We start from the raw sequence: 17943 nt of genomic DNA on the forward strand, positions 1-17943 counted from the left end.
CGAGTATCTTTGGGCAGTCGATTACCTCAACGGATGGATGAATCGTGAGCGACTCCACAACCCCCGTGCTTGTCTCCGCCGTTCGCACTCCTATTGGCCGCTATCTCGGTGGCCTGTCGTCCATGTCGGCCCCGCAGCTTGGGGCCGTCGTCATTCGTGACGCCCTCAAGCGAGCCGGTGTCGATCCTGCCGCCGTGGACGAGGTCATCATGGGCCACGTCCTGCAGGGCGGTGCCGGCCAGGCCACCGCCCGGCAGGCGATGATCCACGCCGGCGTTCCTGGCGTGGTGCCCGCGCTGACCATCAACAAGGTCTGCGGATCGGGGCTCAAGGCCGTCATGCTCGCCGCGCAGGCCATCAAGGCTGGCGATGCCCAGTGCATCGTGGCGGGGGGCCAGGAGGCGATGTCCGCCTCGCCGCACTATGTGTACGGCATGCGGACCGGGATCAAGGCCGGCAACCAGACCATGGTTGACGGGATGATCCACGACGGGCTCTGGGACAGCTTCGGCGACAATCACATGGGAGTCTACGCGGAGTACACCGCCACCAAGGCCGGCATTTCGCGCGAAGACCAGGACAAGTTCGCGTACGAGAGTCACCAGAAGGCGGTCGCCGCCATCGAGGCAGGGGAGTTCAAGGCCGAGATCGTGCCGGTCGAGGTCCCGGGCCGGAAGGGCCCGACCATCGTCGACACCGACGAGTCGCCGCGCAAGGACACCAATCTCGAGGCGCTGGCCAAGCTCAAGCCGGTCTTCCAGAAGGACGGCAGCGTCACCGCGGGCAACGCCCCCGGGCTGAACGACGGGGCCAGCGCGCTCGTGGTCACTTCCCTCGCCTTTGCCAAGGCGAACGGGCTGAAACCGCTCGCGCGGGTGACCGGGTACGCTACCGGCGGCGGCGAGCCCAAGGATCTCTTCTTTGCCCCGATCCTCGCCGTGCAGAATCTGATGAAGAAGACCGGCGCCACCATCGGCAACTACGACCTGATCGAAGCGAATGAGGCCTTCGCCGTGCAGGCGCTGGCCGATGGCCGCGCCCTCGGCTGGGACTGGACCCGGGTGAACGTCCGGGGCGGTGCCGTGGCCCTGGGCCACCCGATCGGTGCGTCGGGTGCCCGTGTGCTTACCACCCTGCTCTACGCCATGAAGGACCGCGGCGTCGGGACAGGCCTCGCAACCCTTTGCCTCGGCGGTGGCAACGCCGTGGCGCTCAGCGTGGAGGCAATGTGATCAGCAAGACCCAGACGCCGACCCTGGCGGCCGCACCCGTGTCGTCCACCGGGCGCCGCGTCGTCGCCATCGCGATCGGCGCCCTCGTCGTGGCGGTGGCCGCGCAGGTGCGGATCCCGCTGCCCGTCACGCCCGTGCCCGTCACCCTGCAGGACCTCGCGGTGCTGACGGTGGGCGGACTGCTCGGTCCCGCCGCCGGTGTCGCGGCGCTCATTACCTACCTCGGCCTCGGCATCGCCGGATTGCCGGTCTTCTCCGGCGGCGCGTCGGGCATCGCCTGGCTGCTCGGCCCGACCGGCGGATACCTGCTCGCCTTCCCGGTGGCGGCGCTGGTCATCGGGACCCTTGCCAGGCGCGGAGGCTTTGGTCGCGCCCTGCTGGGGGCGTTCCTCGGCATGCTGATCATTCACGCGGGCGGCGTCGCGCAGTTGGCCATCCTGACCGGTGACCCCGCCGCGGCGTTCCAGCTCGGTTCGCTGCCGTTCCTGCCGATGGGCCTCATCAAAGTGGTGCTGGCCGCGGCACTGGTCTCCAGGATGTCGCCGAAGCTGGCCAAGCTGCTTTGAGCCGCCGCGACATCGGCCGCGGCTGGAAGGGCCTGCTCAAGGCGATCGGCTGGTCGGTCGCCTTTGGCGTTGAAGGGTTCGTCATTGGTCTTGCGGCGGCGGTCGGCATCGGCGCCCTCTTCACCGGCTCGATCGAGCCCGATTGGTTCCTCGCGCCGGGACTCGCGCAGGCGATGGCCCAGGGAGCGGGGCTGATCATCGGGTTTGGGATCGCCACCTTCCACATCGGACGACAGCTCCTCGGACGATCGTGGGAAGAGTTGCGATGGAAGGCCCAGGCCACGCGCGCCGGCTGGTTTGGGCGGGGCATGGTGGTGGGGCTGGTGGCCGCCGCCCTGGCCATGGTGATGGGGCTGGTGGTGGCCGGGGCGGGGTGGACGACCGGTGACGGGACCGTCATCGAGTGGCTTCGCTCCGCGGCGCTGACAGGCGCGGCGCTGAGCCTGCCGGCCTTGAGCGAGGAGATCGTGTTCCGCGGCGTGCCCCTTGTGCTCCTGGCAGGGGTGATCGGTCGGTGGCCGGCGGTGGTGGCCACCTCGATCCTGTTCGGGCTTTCGCACCTGGGGAATCCGGACGTGACACCGCTGGGGCTCGCCAACATCAGCCTCGCGGGCATGCTGCTCGGCGCGGTGTTCTTCAGCCCCGGCGGCATCTGGGCGGCGTGGGGTGCCCATCTCGGGTGGAACCTGTCGCTGGCGGCGCTCGGCGCCCCGGTGAGCGGGCTGCCCCTCGCGATTCCGCTGCTGGAGTATCATCCCGGCGGCCCCGCCTGGGTCAGCGGCGGCGCCTTCGGACCGGAGGGCGGGATCCTGGCCTCGGTGGCCATGATCGGCGCCATCATTCTCGTGTCACGCTGGACACCGAAGGGGGAGGGGGAGGTATGAAGCGAGCAGCTGTCGTGGGCGCCGGGACCATGGGTAACGGCATCGCCCACGTCTTTTCCCAGCACGGCTGGGAGGTGGCACTCATCGATGTCGCCCAGCCGGCCCTGGACAAGGGCTTGGCCACCATCCGGGGCAATCTTGACCGCCAGGTCAAGAAGGGGACGCTCACCGCGTCCCATGCCGACGAGGTGATGGGCCGCATCCGCGGGCACCTCACGCTGGAGGCGGCCGCGTCCGCCGACGTGGTCGTCGAGGCGGCGTCCGAACGCCCTGACGTCAAGTTCGCGCTGTTCGCCGAACTCGACCGGGTTGCGAAGCCCGAAGCCATTCTCGCCACCAATACCAGCTCGATCTCCATTACCGAGATCGCGGCGCGGACGAAGCGGCCCGGCCAGGTCATCGGCATGCACTTCATGAACCCGGTGCCGGTCATGCAGCTGGTGGAGGTCATTCGCGGTCACGCGACCACCGATGCCACGGCCGAATGGACGATGGAAACCTCACGGTCGCTTGGCAAGACGCCGGTCGAGGTGAACGACTATCCGGGCTTCGTGTCCAACCGCGTCCTGATGCCGATGATCAACGAGGCGATCTTCTGCGTGATGGAGGGGGTGGCCACGCCAGAGTCGATCGACACCGTGATGAAGCTCGGCATGGCTCACCCGATGGGACCGCTCGCCCTGGCCGACTTCATCGGACTCGACGTCTGCCTCGCCATTTTGGAAGTGCTGCATCGAGGCCTCGGAGACGACAAGTACCGGCCCTGTCCACTGCTTCGCCGCATGGTCGCGGCGGGGTACCTCGGCCGGAAGAGCGGCCGCGGCTTTTACGAGTACACCAAGTGACGCTGTCGACGACCGGCCGGATGTTCCGGACCGGTCCCTCAACCGCCATTTCCCAGTGAGCGCCGCCATGGATCTGTTCAAGGACATCGCCGGATACGGCCACGAGCAGGTGGTCTTCTGTCACGAACCCGCCTGCGGCTATTTCGGCATCATCGCCATCCACGACACCACCCTCGGCCCCGCCCTCGGCGGCACCCGGTTCTGGCAATACGACTCCACCGACGCCGCGATCACCGACGCCCTCCGGCTCGCCCGCGGCATGACCTACAAGGCGGCGGTGGCCGGGCTCAGCCTCGGCGGCGGCAAGTCGGTCATCATCGGCGACAACAAGCGCACCGACCGGGAGGCGATATTCCGCGCCCACGGCCGCTTCGTCGAATCGCTCGGCGGCAGGTACATCACGGCTGAGGACGTCGGCACCAGTCCGGCCGACATGGAGTTTGTCCATTACGAGACCAACCACGTGGCGGGACTCACGGGCCTCTCGGGCGATCCGTCGCCGGTCACGGCGCACGGGGTGTACGTCGGGATCAAGGCGACCGCCAAGGCGAAGTGGGGAAGCGACTCGCTGACCGGCAAGACCGTCCTCGTCCAGGGGTGCGGGCACGTCGGGCAGTATCTCTGCACCTACCTGCAGGCCGAGGGCGTGAAGCTGATCGTGTCGGACGTCGACGAGGTCAAGGTGAAGCGCGTGGTCGAGCTCACGGGAGCGACTGCGGTGGCGCCGGACAAGATCTACGACCAGGCGGCCGACGTCTACGCGCCCTGCGCGCTGGGCGCCACGATCAATGACGACACCCTCAAGCGGTTGAAGGTCGGCATCGTGGCCGGCGGCGCCAACAACCAGCTGGCCGAGGAGCGCCACGGCGACGCCCTGGACGCCAAGGGGATCCTCTACGCGCCCGACTTCGTGATCAACGGCGGCGGCCTGATCAATGTCTACGGCGAGATCCACGGGTGGACGGCCGAGCGCTCCAAGAAGAAGGCGGGGGAGATCTACGACACCCTGCTGCGGATCTACGACCTCGCCGCCGCGGAGAAGATCCCGTCGTACCTCGCCGCCGACCGCCTCGCCGAGGGGCGGCTCCAGCAGGTCGGCGGGATGCGGCCGATGTGGATGCCGGTATAGGCGGGGCCGCGGGGCGGGGAGGCAGCGGGGCAGGCCGCCCCGCATCCCCGCCCGGGTACCCTTACATTGATGACAATGCCAGAAATCATTCCGATTGCTTCAGACCACGCCGGCGTGGAGCTCAAGGAGCGGCTGAAGGACGAGCTCACCGCGCTCGGCTACTCGCCGCTCGACATGGGCACCAACGGCGCCGAGTCGGTGGACTATCCTGACTTTGCACACCCGCTTGCGGCGAAGGTGGAGCGGGGCGAGGTGAAGCGCGGTATCCTGCTCTGCGGCACCGGGCTCGGGATGGCGTACGCCGCCAACCGACACCACGGGGTGCGGGCGGGCGTGGTCTGGACGCCGGAAGTGGCCGCCCTGGCGCGGGAACACAACGATGCCAACGTGCTGGTGCTGCCGGCGCGGTTCGTGAACGAGACACAAGCGGTGGACATTCTCAAGCGCTGGCTGGACACTCCGTTCGCCGGAGGCCGGCACGGCCGTCGGGTTGCCAAGATTGAGGAAGGGGAGGGGACGTGAGTCGTCACAATACCGCCGGTCTGCGGGAAGCTGATCCGGCCGTGGCCGCCATCGTGGACCGCGAACTGCGCCGTCAGCGGGATGGCCTGGAGCTGATCGCGAGCGAGAACTTCGCCAGCCGCGCCGTCATCGACGCGATGGGCACGCCGCTGACCAACAAGTACGCCGAGGGCTATCCGGGGCGCCGCTACTATGGCGGCTGCGAGGTGGTCGACGAGGTGGAGCGGCTGGCCATCGAACGGGCCAAGCGCATCTTCGGCGCGGGGCACGCCAACGTGCAGCCGCACAGCGGCGCCCAGGCCAACCTCGCGGCCTACATGGCCCTCATCGCGCCCGGCGACCTGCTGATGGGCATGTCCCTCCCGCATGGCGGTCACCTGACTCATGGCGCGTCGGTCAACCACAGCGGCATGATCTTCCGCGCGGTGCAGTACGGGGTTGACCCGGCCACCGGACTCATCGACTACGACGCGGTACGCGATCTGGCGCGCGCCGAGCGGCCCAAGCTGATCATCGCCGGCGGCAGTGCCTACGCCCGGATCATCGATTTTGAGGCGTTCCGCAGCATCGCCGATGAAGTCGAGGCGTACCTCCTGGTGGACATGGCGCACTTCTCGGGACTCGTGGCCGGGGGTGTGTACCCGTCGCCGATTCCGTTTGCGGATGTGACCACCAGCACCACGCACAAGACGCTGCGCGGCCCGCGGGGCGGCATGATCCTGTGCGGCGAGGCCCTGGCCAAGCAGGTGGACAAGTCGGTCTTCCCGGGGCACCAGGGCGGTCCGCTGATGCATGTCATCGCCGCCAAGGCGGTCGCCTTCGGTGAGGTGCTCGAGCCCGACTTCCGCATCTACGCGCGGAGGGTGGTCGAAAACGCCAAGGCGCTCGCCGTCGCGCTGCAGGGCCGGGGCTTCGACATCGTGTCGGGGGGCACCGATTCCCACCTGATGCTGGTCGACCTCCGGCCCAAGGGGCTGACCGGCAAGCTCGCCGAGCAGCTGCTTGACCGCGCCGGAATCACCGTCAACAAGAACACCATCCCCGACGATCCGCAGTCGCCGTTCGTGACCAGCGGCATTCGCCTCGGCACCCCGGCGCTCACGACGCGCGGCATGGGGACGGCGGAAATGAAGCGGATTGCCCAGCTGATCGACCGCGTGCTCGTGGGCCAGGACGACAGGACCATCGAGACCGTCGGCCGTGAGGTGCAGGAGCTGGCCCGCGCCTTCCCGCTCTACCAGGCAGACCCCGCGTGAACGACCTCACGTTCGTCGCCGACGTCCTGACCCGCTTGCGTTCGCGGGGCGGTCCGTTCGACGAACGCGCCTACCTCTTCGTGCTGGGCGCCATCGAACATGTGCAGTCCCGGCTCCCGGCGCGGCGGCATCTCGCCGGGGCCGAGGTCGCCTGGGCGTGCCGCGACCTTGCCTGGGAGCAGTTCGGACTCCTCGCGCCGTCGGTGCTGGCGCACTGGGGTATCACGTCGACCGACTCGGTCGGACGGGTGGTGTTCGCGCTCGTGGAGTCGGGGCTGCTGGTGGCGCAGCCCGGTGACTCGGCGGATGATTTCATCGGGGTGTACGACTTCGCGGAGGCGTTCCGGACGGGCTATGTCTGGCAGGGCGCCGCGTCGGGACAGGTCGAGACCTAGACTGGGAGGGCATCATGGAAGGGAAAGACTGGCCGGTGTGCCAGAAGTGCGCCGACGGAAAACTGATCCCGCTGTCCGACTACGGTCGCGAGGGCGCGCCGATCACCTACAAGGCCTGGGTGTGCACCAATCCGGAGTGCGGGTTCAACCTGCGCATCGATAACGGCGAGATCTCCTTCGGCCGAGTGATTGGTCAGTCCTTTAAGTAGGTGGCCCGGGGACGTGGGTCCGTTGCCTTAAGGGGTCGATGCGCGTCCACAGGCTCTCATCGCCGGCCCCACGCCCTCGTGTGGAAGTGACCATGCACATCCCGGTAATCACCCCCGCACAATCCGCCGAGTGGGATCGTCGTGCCGAGGCGGCCGGTATCGCCGTCGCGACGCTGATGGATGCCGCGGGGCGGGCGAGTGCGGCCGTGATCGCCACCAGGTTTGGGCCGGCCCTGCGCGGCGGCGTCCTGGTGGCGGCGGGGACCGGCAACAACGGCGGCGACGGGTGGGTGGTCGCACGCACGCTCCACAAGCACGACATCCCCGTCTGGGTCGCGCCCCTGCCCGGCGCCGCCTCCTCTCTCAATACGCAGGTTCGCGCCATCGCCCTCGCCGAGGGTGTCCGGCAGGTGTCTCCTGAAGGACCGTGGCCGACCGTGGCGCTTGCCGTGGATGCCGTGCTCGGCACGGGGGCGTCGGGCGCCCCCCGCGGCGCGGTCGCCATCCTCATGGAGCGCCTGCGCGATCTGCGCGTGCCGCTGGTCGCGCTCGATGGACCGACGGGCGTCGATCTGCTCACCGGCGCCGCCTGGGGTCCCGCCGGCGCGGATCTCTCCATCTCGTTCGGTGCGCCGCGACGGGGCCACCTCCTTGCGCGCGATGAAGTCGGTGACGTCGTCATTGTGGATATCGGTCTCCCGGCGGCGGACCCCGCCTGGCCGGTCCTGATGACCGACGCCCAGGCGGCGGAGTGGTTGAAGCCCTTTCCCGCCCGCGCGCACAAAGGCAATCGGGGACGGATCGTGGTGATCGGTGGCAACGTCGGGATGACCGGCGCCCTGCGGATGGCGGGACGGGGCGCCTTCGCGACGGGTGCGGGGCTGGTCTACGGCGTGGCGCCGGCGGAGTCGACCGCGGCACTGACCGGCGCAGAGCCAGACCTCCAACTGCGTGCCCACCCGTTCCAGGGGACGCCGAGCGCCGACCTCCTCTCGCTCGTGGGGGAGGCCAATGCCGTGGTCATCGGCCCCGGGCTGGGCCGTTCCCGTGACAGCGCCGGGTTCGTCGAGGCTATCCTGAGGGGCTCTTCTGCCGCGGTGCTCGACGCCGACGGGCTGGTGGCGTTCCACGGCGCGCTGCCGCTCCTCCGGGAGATTGCGAGTGGACGGGAACTTGTTCTCACGCCGCATCCGGGTGAGTTCCGCTCGCTCTTCCCGCACCTGGCCGGTACGCTGGACACCGATCCTTGGGGTGCCGCGGAATCGGCGGCGCAAGAGACGGGGGCGACGATCCTGCTCAAGGGGGTGCCGAGCGTCGTGGCCAGCCCGGGGCGTGCCACGCAGTCGATCGCCGTCGGCACTCCCGGCCTGGCCACTGGTGGCAGCGGCGACATCCGCTCCGGCATCTGTGGCACCATGCTCGGAACCGGGCTCCCGGGCGCGCAGGCGGTCGCACTTGCGGCCCAGGCCCTTGGCCGTGCCGGTGAACTGGCCGCGCGGCGTCACACGGCGCGAGCGATGCGACCGATGGACGTGGTGGAAGCCCTTCCGGACCTCTGGCGCGCATGGGCCCTCCTGCGCTCCAGTCCTCCCCGTCCCATTTTGCCGGTGCTGGTAGAACTCGACCGCCCCCGGTCCTGAGCTTCGCCGGCGCCGGTCAAACCGGAATGCGATACCTTTCCTCCATGCGACTGACTTACGCGCTTGCACTGCTCCTCCTCGGGGCTTTTTCTCCGCTGACCGCCCAGGTCTCGCGGAACTGGCGCCCCGACGAGCGGGTCGTGATCGGGGACTGGACGGTCATCCGCGCGGTCGCCGCGGGCCCTGAGCGTGTCTTCGTGGTCTCGCCCGATGCCGTCCTCTCGTGGAACCCCGTCGTCCGTCGCTGGGAAGGACCCTTCGAGGCACCGGTGCCCGGCGCGCTGGAGCGGGTGACCGCGGGCATGATCGACCCGCTCGACAACAGCCTCTGGCTCGCCACGATGACCGGGTGGGTGCATTTCCAAGCCGACCTGCAGCTCTGGGAGCGGGGGGAGGTGGACAGCCGTGTCCTCCAGATCGCCTTCGACATGGCCGCCCCGTACGATGGGCTCTTCATCCGCACGGCAGGCGGGTGGCTGAAGGTTCCGCGTGGAGGGTTCACCGCGGTGCCGTCGGCGGCCCCCATCCGTCCGGTCTCGCCGGCCACCGTGGCGCAGGCAATCGCCTCGAATCCGGCGCTCGGGGGCTCGTCCTCCGCGTTCTTGCTCGACCCCTCCATGCGGACCGCGCGTCTGACCTCCGCGGCGCGCTCGTTCGACAACCTCGGCTGGTACCTCGGCAGCGACGGGGTCGGGGCGCTCTGGGTGCCGGACGGCACGGTCGTTCCGCAGCGGCTCAGCTTCGGGCTTCCCGGTTCGGTGGTGGGCGCCATCTACGCGGTACCGGGAGGCATCTGGGCAATCACCGACGGGGAGGAGTCCTCCCCGGCCGCACTGACGTTCATCTCGAGCGACCTCTCCGAGTTCCGGGTGTTCAGCGGTCCGGCCGCGACCGGCCTGCCATTCACCCGTGCGCGGCGTCTCATCGGGGTCGGGTCGGCGCTCTGGGCCGCGACCGACGCGGGCCTCCTCAAGTTCAGTTCCGACAACCCCGCCAACTTCACCCGGTTCGCCGAGGCGCAGGGACTCCCCGATCGCCGTATCACCACCCTGGCATCACGCCGGGGGATCATCGTTGCGGGCACCGCGCGTGGGCTGGCCCGTCTTGTCGACAGCACTGGCGCCGAGGCACTGGCCCCGGATTACGCCGGTTCGGTGAGCGCCCTGGCCATGGGCGCCGACACGGTGTGGGTGGGCACTCCCAACGGACCCCGCGGCGCCGTACCCGACCAGTCCGCCCTCATCCGGCCAGTGTCTGTGGAGGAGACCGCGGCGTTCGGACGCTCGATCTACGACTTCGCGTGGATGGCGGACACGCTGGTCGGGGTGACGAGCGACCAGTTCGTCTGGAAGGCCCCTGGGGAGGACCGCTGGACGCTGGGTGCGCCGATTTCCGGTGTGCTCGGCCCGCTGCGGCGGCTCGTGGCCGAGGGGGATGGGTTCTGGGTGGCAGGAGATCTCGCGGTCGGTTGGACTGGGTTGGACGGGATCCCGGTTCGGCCCCTGCTTGTCGGGGCCGACCTGCCCGGCATCCCGCTCGACATGGCGGTGGATGCGGACAACCTCTGGGTGGCGACGACGGCGGGCCTGGTGCGCTTCCGTCTCCAGGCGGTGCGGCCATGACGGACATTCCCCTCGGCGGTGGCGCAGAATTCGACCGGATCAGGGCGATCGCTGCCGCACTAGGGCCCGCCGCGACCGGGCTGGGGAACGACTGCGCGGTGCTGCCACCGGGCTTTGGCGAGGTCGTCCTCAGCACCGACCTCAGCGTCGAGGGGGTCCATTTTCGCCGCGAGTGGCTGTCGCTGCAGGAGATAGGGTGGCGGGCCGCCGCCGCGTCGCTCTCGGACCTCGCCGCCGCCGGGGCGGAGGTGGTCGGGCTGACCGCGAGCGTGGGTGCCCCTGGCGATGCCTCTTCTGATGACCTGGTCGAGCTGATGCGAGGGGTGGGCGCCGCCGCCGCCGCCGCAGGAGGGCGGGTGCTCGGGGGCGATCTTGCCCGCTCGCCGACCTGGGTGGTGGACATCACGGTCGTGGGGCGGTCGGCTCGTCCGGTGTCCCGCTCGGAGGCGCGTCCCGGTGATACGCTCTGGGTCACAGGGACGCTGGGGGGCGCTCGCGCGGCGCTGCACGCCTGGGAGCGCGGCGACTCCCCGGCGCCAGGGGCGCGTGAACGGTTTGCCCACCCGGTGCCACGGATCGCCGAGGGGCGGTGGTTGGCGGCGCACGGCGCGCACGCGATGCTGGATCTTTCGGACGGCCTCGGCGGCGACGCCGCGCATCTTGCCGCCGCGTCCGAGGTTCGCATCGAGATTGACCTGGAGCAGATCCCGGTGCATCCCGACGCCGTGACCTGCGCCTTGGCCCGGGGCGACGCCATTCAGGCCTTCGCGGCGCGGGGCGGGGAGGACTACGAGCTGCTGGTGGCGTTGCCGAAGACCTTCGACGACGCCGAGGCGCGCCGGTTCCAGCAGGATACCGGCACGGTCCTCACCAGAATCGGCCGCCTCAAGCGGGGCGCGGGGGTCGCCGCCACCTTTGCCGGGGTCCCCGTCGCGCTCTCCGGTTACGATCACTTCGCGTGACCTTCCTCCGGACGGCATGGCTGCTCCTCGTCGCGCTGCCCGTGACAGCGTTTTACGCCACCTGGTCGGTCCTCGCATCCTGGGTCGGCATCCGATACGCGCCGCACAATGTGTACGACCGCATCATGATTGGATGGTCCCGCATCCTGCTCAGGGCGAACGGCGTGCGGGTGGTCGCCGAGGGCCTGGAACATATCGATCCAGCCGCATCCTACGTGTTCATCGCCAACCACACCTCCATCGTGGACATCTGGGCCCTCCTCGTCGCGCTGCCCAACAGCTTTCGGTACGTGGCCAAGCGCGAGTTGTCCCGCGTCCCGGTCTTCGGCCGGGCCATGTCATCCGCCGGCAACATCTTCATCGATCGCGCCAACCTGGCCTCCTCCTTTTCGAGCTATGACGCCGCGGCCGCGATGCTGAACAACGGGCGCTCGGCCATGGTCTTCGCCGAGGGGACCAGGAGTCTCGATGGCCGCCTCCTTCCGTTCAAGAAGGGACCCTTCGTCCTCGCCATCCGCGCGGGGGTGCCGTTGGTGCCGGTCTGTATCCGCGGTGCCTTCGAGCGAACCCCCAAGGGGGTCCTCAGTGTCCGGCCCGGCGAGGTCATCGTCCGCGTCGGCGAGCCGATCGGCACCGTGGGCATGGCCTACGAGGATCGCGACACCCTGAGCAGCACGGCGAGGGCGGCCATCGAGGCAATGGCGGCGCGTTGACGGCGTTGCAGGCGCACGGGTAGTTTGAGGCGCAGGAGTCAGGAGCGCAGGCAAGCGCAATCACCACTTACCGGTCCATTCATGTCTACGATCATTGAAGTCCATGCACGCGAAATTCTTGACAGCCGGGGCAACCCCACCGTCGAGGCCGACGTCATCCTCTCCAGCGGTGCCAGCGGGCGTGCCGCGGTGCCGAGCGGGGCGTCCACCGGCGAGCATGAGGCGTCGGAGCTCCGCGACGGTGACGCGAAGCGTTTTGCCGGCAAGGGCGTTATGGAGGCGGTCCGCAACGTCAACGAGCTGATCGGCCCGCGGCTCGAGGGGATGACGGCGGAGGACCAGATTCTCATCGACAGCGAGATGATGGATCTCGACGGGACCCCTAACAAGAGCAAGCTGGGCGCCAACGCGATCCTCGCGGTGTCGCTGGCGGTGGCGCGGGCGGCGGCCGAGGATGTGGGCCTCCCGCTCTATCGTTATCTCGGCGGCCCGATGGCGCACGTCATGCCGGTGCCGATGATGAACATCCTCAACGGCGGCGCGCACGCCAGCAACAACGTGGACGCCCAGGAGTTCATGATCGTGCCGATCGGCGCCGAGACCTTTCCGGAGGGGCTCCGGATGGGGGTTGAGGTGTTCCACTCGCTGAAGAAGGTCCTGACCGGCATGAAGCTCTCGACCGCCGTGGGCGACGAGGGCGGGTTCGCGCCGATGCTGCCGAGCAATGAGGCGGCGCTCGACGTGGTGATGCAGGCCATCGAATCGGCGGGCTACCAGCCGGGCAAGGACGTGGCGATCGCGCTCGACGTGGCCGCGTCGGAGCTGTACAAGGGTGGGAAGTACGTGTTCAAGAAGGGCGACGGCAGCGTGCGCACCGCCGAGGAGCTGGTGGATCTCTACGCGCAGTGGGTCGACCGGTATCCGATCGTCTCCATCGAGGACGGGCTGGCGGAGGACGACTGGGACGGCTGGGCCACGTTGACGGAACGGCTGCACGACCGGGTCCAGCTGGTGGGCGACGACCTCTTCTGCACGAACGTGGACCGACTGGCGCGGGGGATCGAGGCGGGCACGGCCAACGCCATCCTGATCAAGGTCAACCAGATCGGGACCCTGACCGAGACGCTCCAGTGCATCGAGCTGGCCAAGGGGAGCTCCTACGGCGTGGTGATCAGCCATCGGTCGGGGGAGACGGAAGACACCTTCATCGCCGACCTGGCGGTGGCCACGGGGGCGGCGCAGATCAAGACGGGGAGCGCCAGCCGGACGGACCGGGTGGCCAAGTACAACCAGCTGCTCCGCATCAATGAGGAACTGGACGAGGTGGCCCATTACCCTGGCCGGGACCTTTATCCGCTGTGAGCCGAGTCGCCATTGCCCGGATCGTCATTATTGTCCTGGCCGCAATCTTTGCGCTGCAGGGCGGGGAATACAGCGTCTGGAACTGGTGGGAACTGCGGCAGGCGGAGGCGCGGGAAACGGCGGCGGTGGCGGAGCTGGAGGAGGCCGTTGACTCGCTGGAACAGGCGGCCAAGGCTATCGAGACCGACCCGCGGGTCCAGGAGCGGGTGGCGCGAGAATCGTTCGGCATGATCAAGAACGGCGAGTTTCTGTTCCGGGTGCTCCCGCCCCAGGAACCTTGATATCCGGCTCGCGCGCGGCTAGGATTGCCGCCCAGTCGTTGCGGTGTTGGCAGGGTAGCTCAGGTGGTTAGAGCACGGCACTCATAATGCCGGGGTCGCGGGTTCGAGTCCCGCCCCTGCTATGCCCCCGAAAGGGGGCCTTTGTTTTTGGGCCTCGGTCTTCGGCTCGAGTCCCGCCCCTGCCAGGCCCCCGAAAGGGGGCCTTTGTTTTGGGCCTCGGCCTTCGGCTCAAGTCCCGCCCCTGCCAGGCCCCCGAAATGGGGCTCTTGCCTTGGACCTGCCGGTATGCTTCTCCCTCTCCTCTTGATTACCGAGAGAAGGATGGCTACTGTCGTTGTACCACCTGGTGCACCTCAGACTCGGAGTCCTGATGTCCCGCCCAAAATCCGACATGATCAAGGGCACCCTCGATCTGCTGATTCTCCGCGTCCTCGCCCGCGAGCCGACCCACGGCTGGGGGATTTCGGAGCGGATTCACCGAATCTCCGAGGATGCGCTGGCCGTCAACCAGGGTTCGTTGTACAGCGCCCTCCATCGGCTCACCCGCGACGGCTGTATCCGCTCCTACTGGGAGGCCACGGAGAACAACCGCCGCGCACGCTACTACGCGCTGACCCCGGCGGGCGCCGCTCAGCTGGAGACGGAGACCGATCACTGGCATCGCCTCTCCGTTGCCGTCCACAAGATTCTCGCCACCGGCTGAGCTGGAGGAATGATGCGGCGCATCTCTGATCTGCTGTTCAGGATCCGCGCGGTGTTTGGTGCAGATCGCATGGAGCACGACCTCGCCGAGGAGCTGCAGTTTCACGTCGAGATGGAAACCGAGAAGTACATCCGGCAGGGCGACGCGCCGGAGGTGGCCCGGGCCCGCGCCGAGCGTGCCTTCGGGAACGCCACCCGTCGCAAGCAGGCGATTCGCGACGGCTGGGGTGTCGGGCTGGTCCGCGACGCCGTCAACGACCTGCGCCACGCGACACGGCAACTGCGCCGCAATCCCGGCTTCACGGTGACGGTGCTGTTGACACTCGCCCTGGGTATCGGCGCCACGACGGCGATCGCCAGCCTCGTCCGCCAGGTCTTGCTGCGCCACGCCCCGGTGGCGGAGCCGTCGCAACTCGCCGCGCTGTACACCTCCTGCCGTCGAGGCGACCTGCGCTGCTCCAGTTCGTATCCCGATTTCATCGACTATCGCGACCGTTCCCGCCTCTTCACCGGCATGGTGGCCGCCAGCCCGCTGTCGCTCAACATCGGGACGGAGGGAAGCGCCCGGCTCGTCACCGGCGAGGTCGTGTCGGAAGGCTTCTTCGAGCAGCTCGGCCTGGCCCCGTCCCTGGGTCGTCTCCTGATGCCCAGCGATGGGGAGCGGGGAAATGCCCAGGCGGTGGCGGTCGTGAGCCACGACTTCTGGCGCGAGGCGTTCGGGGGTGATTCCTCGATTGTCGGACGCGACGTCCTCATCAACGGCGCCCCGTTTACGGTCGTGGGGGTCGGTCCGGCAGGCTATCGCGGCCTCAGCCTCACCACGCCGCGCGATGTCTGGCTGCCGATGCACGCGGCCACCTTCCTCGGACCGTCGGGTGGCTCCGCAAGTCAGCTCGACAATTACGACTCCCGGAACTCCCGGTGGATCGGCACGATCATCGGGCGACTGGCGCCAGGGGCCACCATCGAGGGCGCGCGCCAGGAAATGGCGGGCATTGCGGCACAGCTCGGCGAGGAGTTTCCTGAGGAACGCGCCGCGATCGGAGGGCCGAGGAAGATCACCGTCGATCCCGCGGGACGGTACATCCTGCCGGTGGGCCGCGAGGCGGAGCTCCGCAACTTCCTGGCGCTCCTGGTCGGGACCGTCCTCTTCACCCTCGTACTGGCCTGCGCGAACATCGCCAACCTGCTGCTGGCACGGGCCACGGCCAGGGGCCGGGAACTCGGGGTGCAGCTGGCCATCGGCGCGTCGCGGGGACGGGTCGTCCGGATGCTGCTCACGGAGAGCATCCTCCTCGGCGTGCTCGGCGCGGCCGCAGGACTGCTGGTCGCCGCGGTGATGATCCGGTGGCTCTCCGCCTACGAGCTTCCCGGTGGCGTGGGCATCGGGGCGATGGATGTGACCATGGACGGGACCGTGCTGACCTTCGCGCTGCTGCTGGCGGTCGGGACGGCAATGCTCTTCGGACTCGTCCCGGCGCTGCACGCCAGCCGGCAGGATCTGGTCGGCGTGATCCGGGGCGATCCCCCTCGCCGCGAAGGGATGGCGATCACGCAGGTACGGCGTGGGCTGGTGGCCCTACAGGTGGGGTTGTGCCTGGTGCTGCTGGCCGGATCGGCGATCTTTGCGCGCACGGTGCGCAACAGTCTTGATGCCGACCTGGGCTTCGACGGATCGGGCACCGTGCAGTTGCGGTACAACGCCGGGCTGCTCGGGATGAGTCCGGAACAGCAAGCCGGCGCGCGACGCGTGCTGCTCGACCGGGTACGGGCAATCCCGGGCGTCTCGGCGGCGTCCCTGGCTTCGCTGACGCCGCTGCAAGGCGCCGGGTTCCAGGGGTTTTTCGCCGAGATCGATGGGTATGCGCCGAAGCCCGATGAGGAGATCCGGTTCGACGCGGTCTTCGTCAGCGCCGGGTACTTCGCGGCTCAGGGGATGACCATCCTGGAAGGCCGCCCGATCGAGGACCGGGATGCATCCGGCGCCCCGCCGGTGGCGCTGGTCAACCAGTATGCGGCGCGGCGGTACTGGGGCGACCGGTCAGCGATCGGCGGCCGGCTCCGGCTACCCGATTCCACAGAGGTCGTGATCGTCGGAGTGGTGGCCGACCCCACGTGGGATGCCATCGGTGAGGAGACGACACCCTTTGTCTTCGTGTCCCTGGACCAGTTTCCCCAGTTCGCCTCCAGGGGCTTCCTGACGCTCTCGGCGCGCGGCCCAGGCGATGGACTGGCATTGATCCCTGCGGTGCGGGGGGCGTTTCGGGAGGTGCTGCCGGGATTGTCGCCGAGCCGGGTCGGGACCATGACGGCGCAGGTCGAGTCCGTGCTCATGCCTCAGCGCCTCGGCTCGCTGTTGCTGACGATATTCGGCGGCCTCACGTTGCTGCTGGCGGGCGTCGGGATTTACGGTGTGGTGGGCTACAACGTCCTGCGCCAGGCGCGAGAACTGGGTATCCGCATTGCCGTCGGGGCCTCGTCGGCGACCATCCTGCGGACGGTCGTGGCTGGCATGACGGGGCCGGTCCTGCTCGGCCTCGCGGTGGGACTGGCGGCGGTGATCGTCATCGGGAAGAGCGTCGCCGGATTCCTTTACCAGGTCGGTCCGGCGGATCCCGCAAGTCTGGCGCTCGCTGCCGTTGCCTTGTTGTTCGTCGCGCTGGTCGCCGTGTTGATCCCGGCGTGGCGTGCAACGCGAATCGATCCCGCCAAGGTGCTGATGGCGGAGTAGGGAGGGGGAACCGGCGGGCCCGAGCGGGAGCCCGCCTCTCCTGCCGCTCCCCTGGTCACTGCGCCGAGGGTGCCCCGGTCTCGATCGGCGCCCCCGGCACCCCGGTCCACTCCGCCATCGAGCCGTCGTACATCTTCGTCTCATAGCCCAGGTAGCGGGCCACGAAATAGAGATAGCTCGCCTGCATCCCCGACCGGCAGTAGGTCACCACCTGGTCTCCGCTCCGGACGCCGGCCGCGCGAAACATCTCCTCCAATGCGCCGCGGCTGAGCAGGACCGGCGGGCTCCCTCCCATCGTCGTCTTCCAGAAGATGCTGCGTGCGCCTGGGATGTGTCCCGCCGAGAAATCGGAGGCGGGCCGCGCATCGAGGAACGCGACTCCCGGGCTGTGGAGATGGTCTTTCACCCACTCGGCGCTGACCACGAGTTCCGGCTGCGGATCCGGGGTCAGCGTGCCCCGGTGCGCGGGGACCGTCGCGGTATTGACCGGCCAGCCTCCCTCCACCCACATCTCGGTGCCGCCATCGAGCAACGCCGCCTGGTGGGAATGCCCCAGGTAGTCCAGCGTGAAGAAGAGGCGGGCGGCCGAGAGCGGGTCGCCGGTGACAATGACTCGGGTGTCGTCCCCGATCCCGACCGACTCAAGGACGGAATCCAGGGCGGCCACGGAGGGGAGCTCGTTCGGCACACCGTCTCGTTCGACGATGATCGACGAGAGGGGGAGGAACTGGCTCCCCTCGATGTGCCCGGCGTCAAATGCGGTCCGGTTCCGGTCGACATGCACCACGACCACGCCCGGATCGCCGAGGTGCGCAGCGAGCCACGCGGGGCTGACCAGGACAGTGTCGGCCCCGAGGAGCGTGACAGCCAGCAGGGAAAGTACGGTCAACAT

18 protein-coding genes and 1 tRNA gene are annotated in these 17943 nt (G+C 68.9%); 18 read left to right on the plus strand and 1 reads right to left on the minus strand.

What is annotated here, in order from left to right; genetic code table 11:
• The first annotated feature begins 44 nt into the window (after positions 1-44).
• From R2910_06210 to R2910_06295, 18 genes are all read left to right on the plus strand, one after another.
• Entirely contained in the window at positions 45-1232 is a 1188-nt protein-coding gene (locus R2910_06210) for an acetyl-CoA C-acetyltransferase (protein ID MEZ4412558.1), read from the plus strand.
• A complete protein-coding gene (locus R2910_06215) occupies positions 1229-1798 on the plus strand; it encodes a biotin transporter BioY (protein MEZ4412559.1) in 570 nt (189 codons plus the stop codon). Before R2910_06210 ends, R2910_06215 begins: the two co-directional genes overlap by 4 nt.
• Positions 1795-2682, plus strand: a complete 888-nt coding sequence (locus tag R2910_06220; GenBank protein ID MEZ4412560.1) for a type II CAAX endopeptidase family protein — start codon at positions 1795-1797, stop codon at positions 2680-2682. The genes R2910_06215 and R2910_06220 overlap by 4 nt, the downstream gene beginning before the upstream one ends.
• Positions 2679-3527, plus strand: coding sequence for a 3-hydroxybutyryl-CoA dehydrogenase (locus R2910_06225; GenBank protein MEZ4412561.1), 849 nt, complete (start codon positions 2679-2681; stop codon positions 3525-3527). The genes R2910_06220 and R2910_06225 overlap by 4 nt, the downstream gene beginning before the upstream one ends.
• A gap of 67 nt (positions 3528-3594) precedes the next feature.
• On the plus strand, positions 3595-4656 hold the full coding sequence (locus tag R2910_06230; GenBank protein ID MEZ4412562.1) for a Glu/Leu/Phe/Val dehydrogenase dimerization domain-containing protein: 1062 nt from the start codon (positions 3595-3597) through the stop codon (positions 4654-4656).
• Positions 4657-4731: 75 nt separating this feature from the next.
• The gene (locus tag R2910_06235; GenBank protein MEZ4412563.1) at positions 4732-5178 is read left to right on the plus strand and encodes an RpiB/LacA/LacB family sugar-phosphate isomerase; all 447 of its coding nucleotides are present in this window, start codon (positions 4732-4734) and stop codon (positions 5176-5178) included.
• Positions 5175-6434 (plus strand): serine hydroxymethyltransferase, encoded by a 1260-nt coding sequence (gene glyA / locus R2910_06240; GenBank protein ID MEZ4412564.1) that lies wholly within the window; start codon positions 5175-5177, stop codon positions 6432-6434. Before R2910_06235 ends, glyA begins: the two co-directional genes overlap by 4 nt.
• Positions 6431-6829 (plus strand): hypothetical protein, encoded by a 399-nt coding sequence (locus tag R2910_06245; GenBank protein ID MEZ4412565.1) that lies wholly within the window; start codon positions 6431-6433, stop codon positions 6827-6829. Before glyA ends, R2910_06245 begins: the two co-directional genes overlap by 4 nt.
• Before the next feature lie 14 nt (positions 6830-6843).
• Positions 6844-7038, plus strand: coding sequence for a hypothetical protein (locus tag R2910_06250; protein MEZ4412566.1), 195 nt, complete (start codon positions 6844-6846; stop codon positions 7036-7038).
• Positions 7039-7130: 92 nt separating this feature from the next.
• Complete coding sequence (locus R2910_06255; GenBank protein ID MEZ4412567.1) at positions 7131-8678, plus strand: NAD(P)H-hydrate dehydratase; 1548 nt, start codon at positions 7131-7133, stop codon at positions 8676-8678.
• 44 nt (positions 8679-8722) lie between these two features.
• On the plus strand, positions 8723-10300 hold the full coding sequence (locus R2910_06260; GenBank protein ID MEZ4412568.1) for a hypothetical protein: 1578 nt from the start codon (positions 8723-8725) through the stop codon (positions 10298-10300).
• A complete protein-coding gene (thiL, locus tag R2910_06265) occupies positions 10297-11262 on the plus strand; it encodes a thiamine-phosphate kinase (protein ID MEZ4412569.1) in 966 nt (321 codons plus the stop codon). The genes R2910_06260 and thiL overlap by 4 nt, the downstream gene beginning before the upstream one ends.
• A complete protein-coding gene (locus R2910_06270; GenBank protein MEZ4412570.1) occupies positions 11259-11975 on the plus strand; it encodes a lysophospholipid acyltransferase family protein in 717 nt (238 codons plus the stop codon). Before thiL ends, R2910_06270 begins: the two co-directional genes overlap by 4 nt.
• Before the next feature lie 81 nt (positions 11976-12056).
• Positions 12057-13337: a phosphopyruvate hydratase gene (gene eno / locus R2910_06275; GenBank protein MEZ4412571.1), complete on the plus strand. Its 1281-nt coding sequence runs from the start codon at positions 12057-12059 to the stop codon at positions 13335-13337.
• Positions 13334-13618 carry a septum formation initiator family protein gene (locus tag R2910_06280; GenBank protein ID MEZ4412572.1) on the plus strand — a complete coding sequence of 95 codons (285 nt, stop codon included), beginning with the start codon at positions 13334-13336 and terminating at the stop codon, positions 13616-13618. The genes eno and R2910_06280 overlap by 4 nt, the downstream gene beginning before the upstream one ends.
• Positions 13619-13666: 48 nt before the next feature.
• A tRNA-Met gene (locus R2910_06285) sits at positions 13667-13740 on the plus strand.
• A gap of 248 nt (positions 13741-13988) precedes the next feature.
• Complete coding sequence (locus R2910_06290) at positions 13989-14321, plus strand: PadR family transcriptional regulator (protein MEZ4412573.1); 333 nt, start codon at positions 13989-13991, stop codon at positions 14319-14321.
• A 12-nt stretch (positions 14322-14333) separates the two neighbouring features.
• Entirely contained in the window at positions 14334-17051 is a 2718-nt protein-coding gene (locus R2910_06295; GenBank protein ID MEZ4412574.1) for an ABC transporter permease, read from the plus strand.
• A gap of 55 nt (positions 17052-17106) precedes the next feature.
• On the opposite strand, the gene R2910_06300 is transcribed toward R2910_06295, so the two are convergent.
• Positions 17107-17943 carry a sulfurtransferase gene (locus R2910_06300; protein MEZ4412575.1) on the minus strand — a complete coding sequence of 279 codons (837 nt, stop codon included), beginning with the start codon at positions 17941-17943 and terminating at the stop codon, positions 17107-17109.

The sequence above is a fragment of the Gemmatimonadales bacterium genome (genome assembly GCA_041390145.1).
Taxonomy (GTDB): domain Bacteria; phylum Gemmatimonadota; class Gemmatimonadetes; order Gemmatimonadales; family GWC2-71-9; genus SPDF01.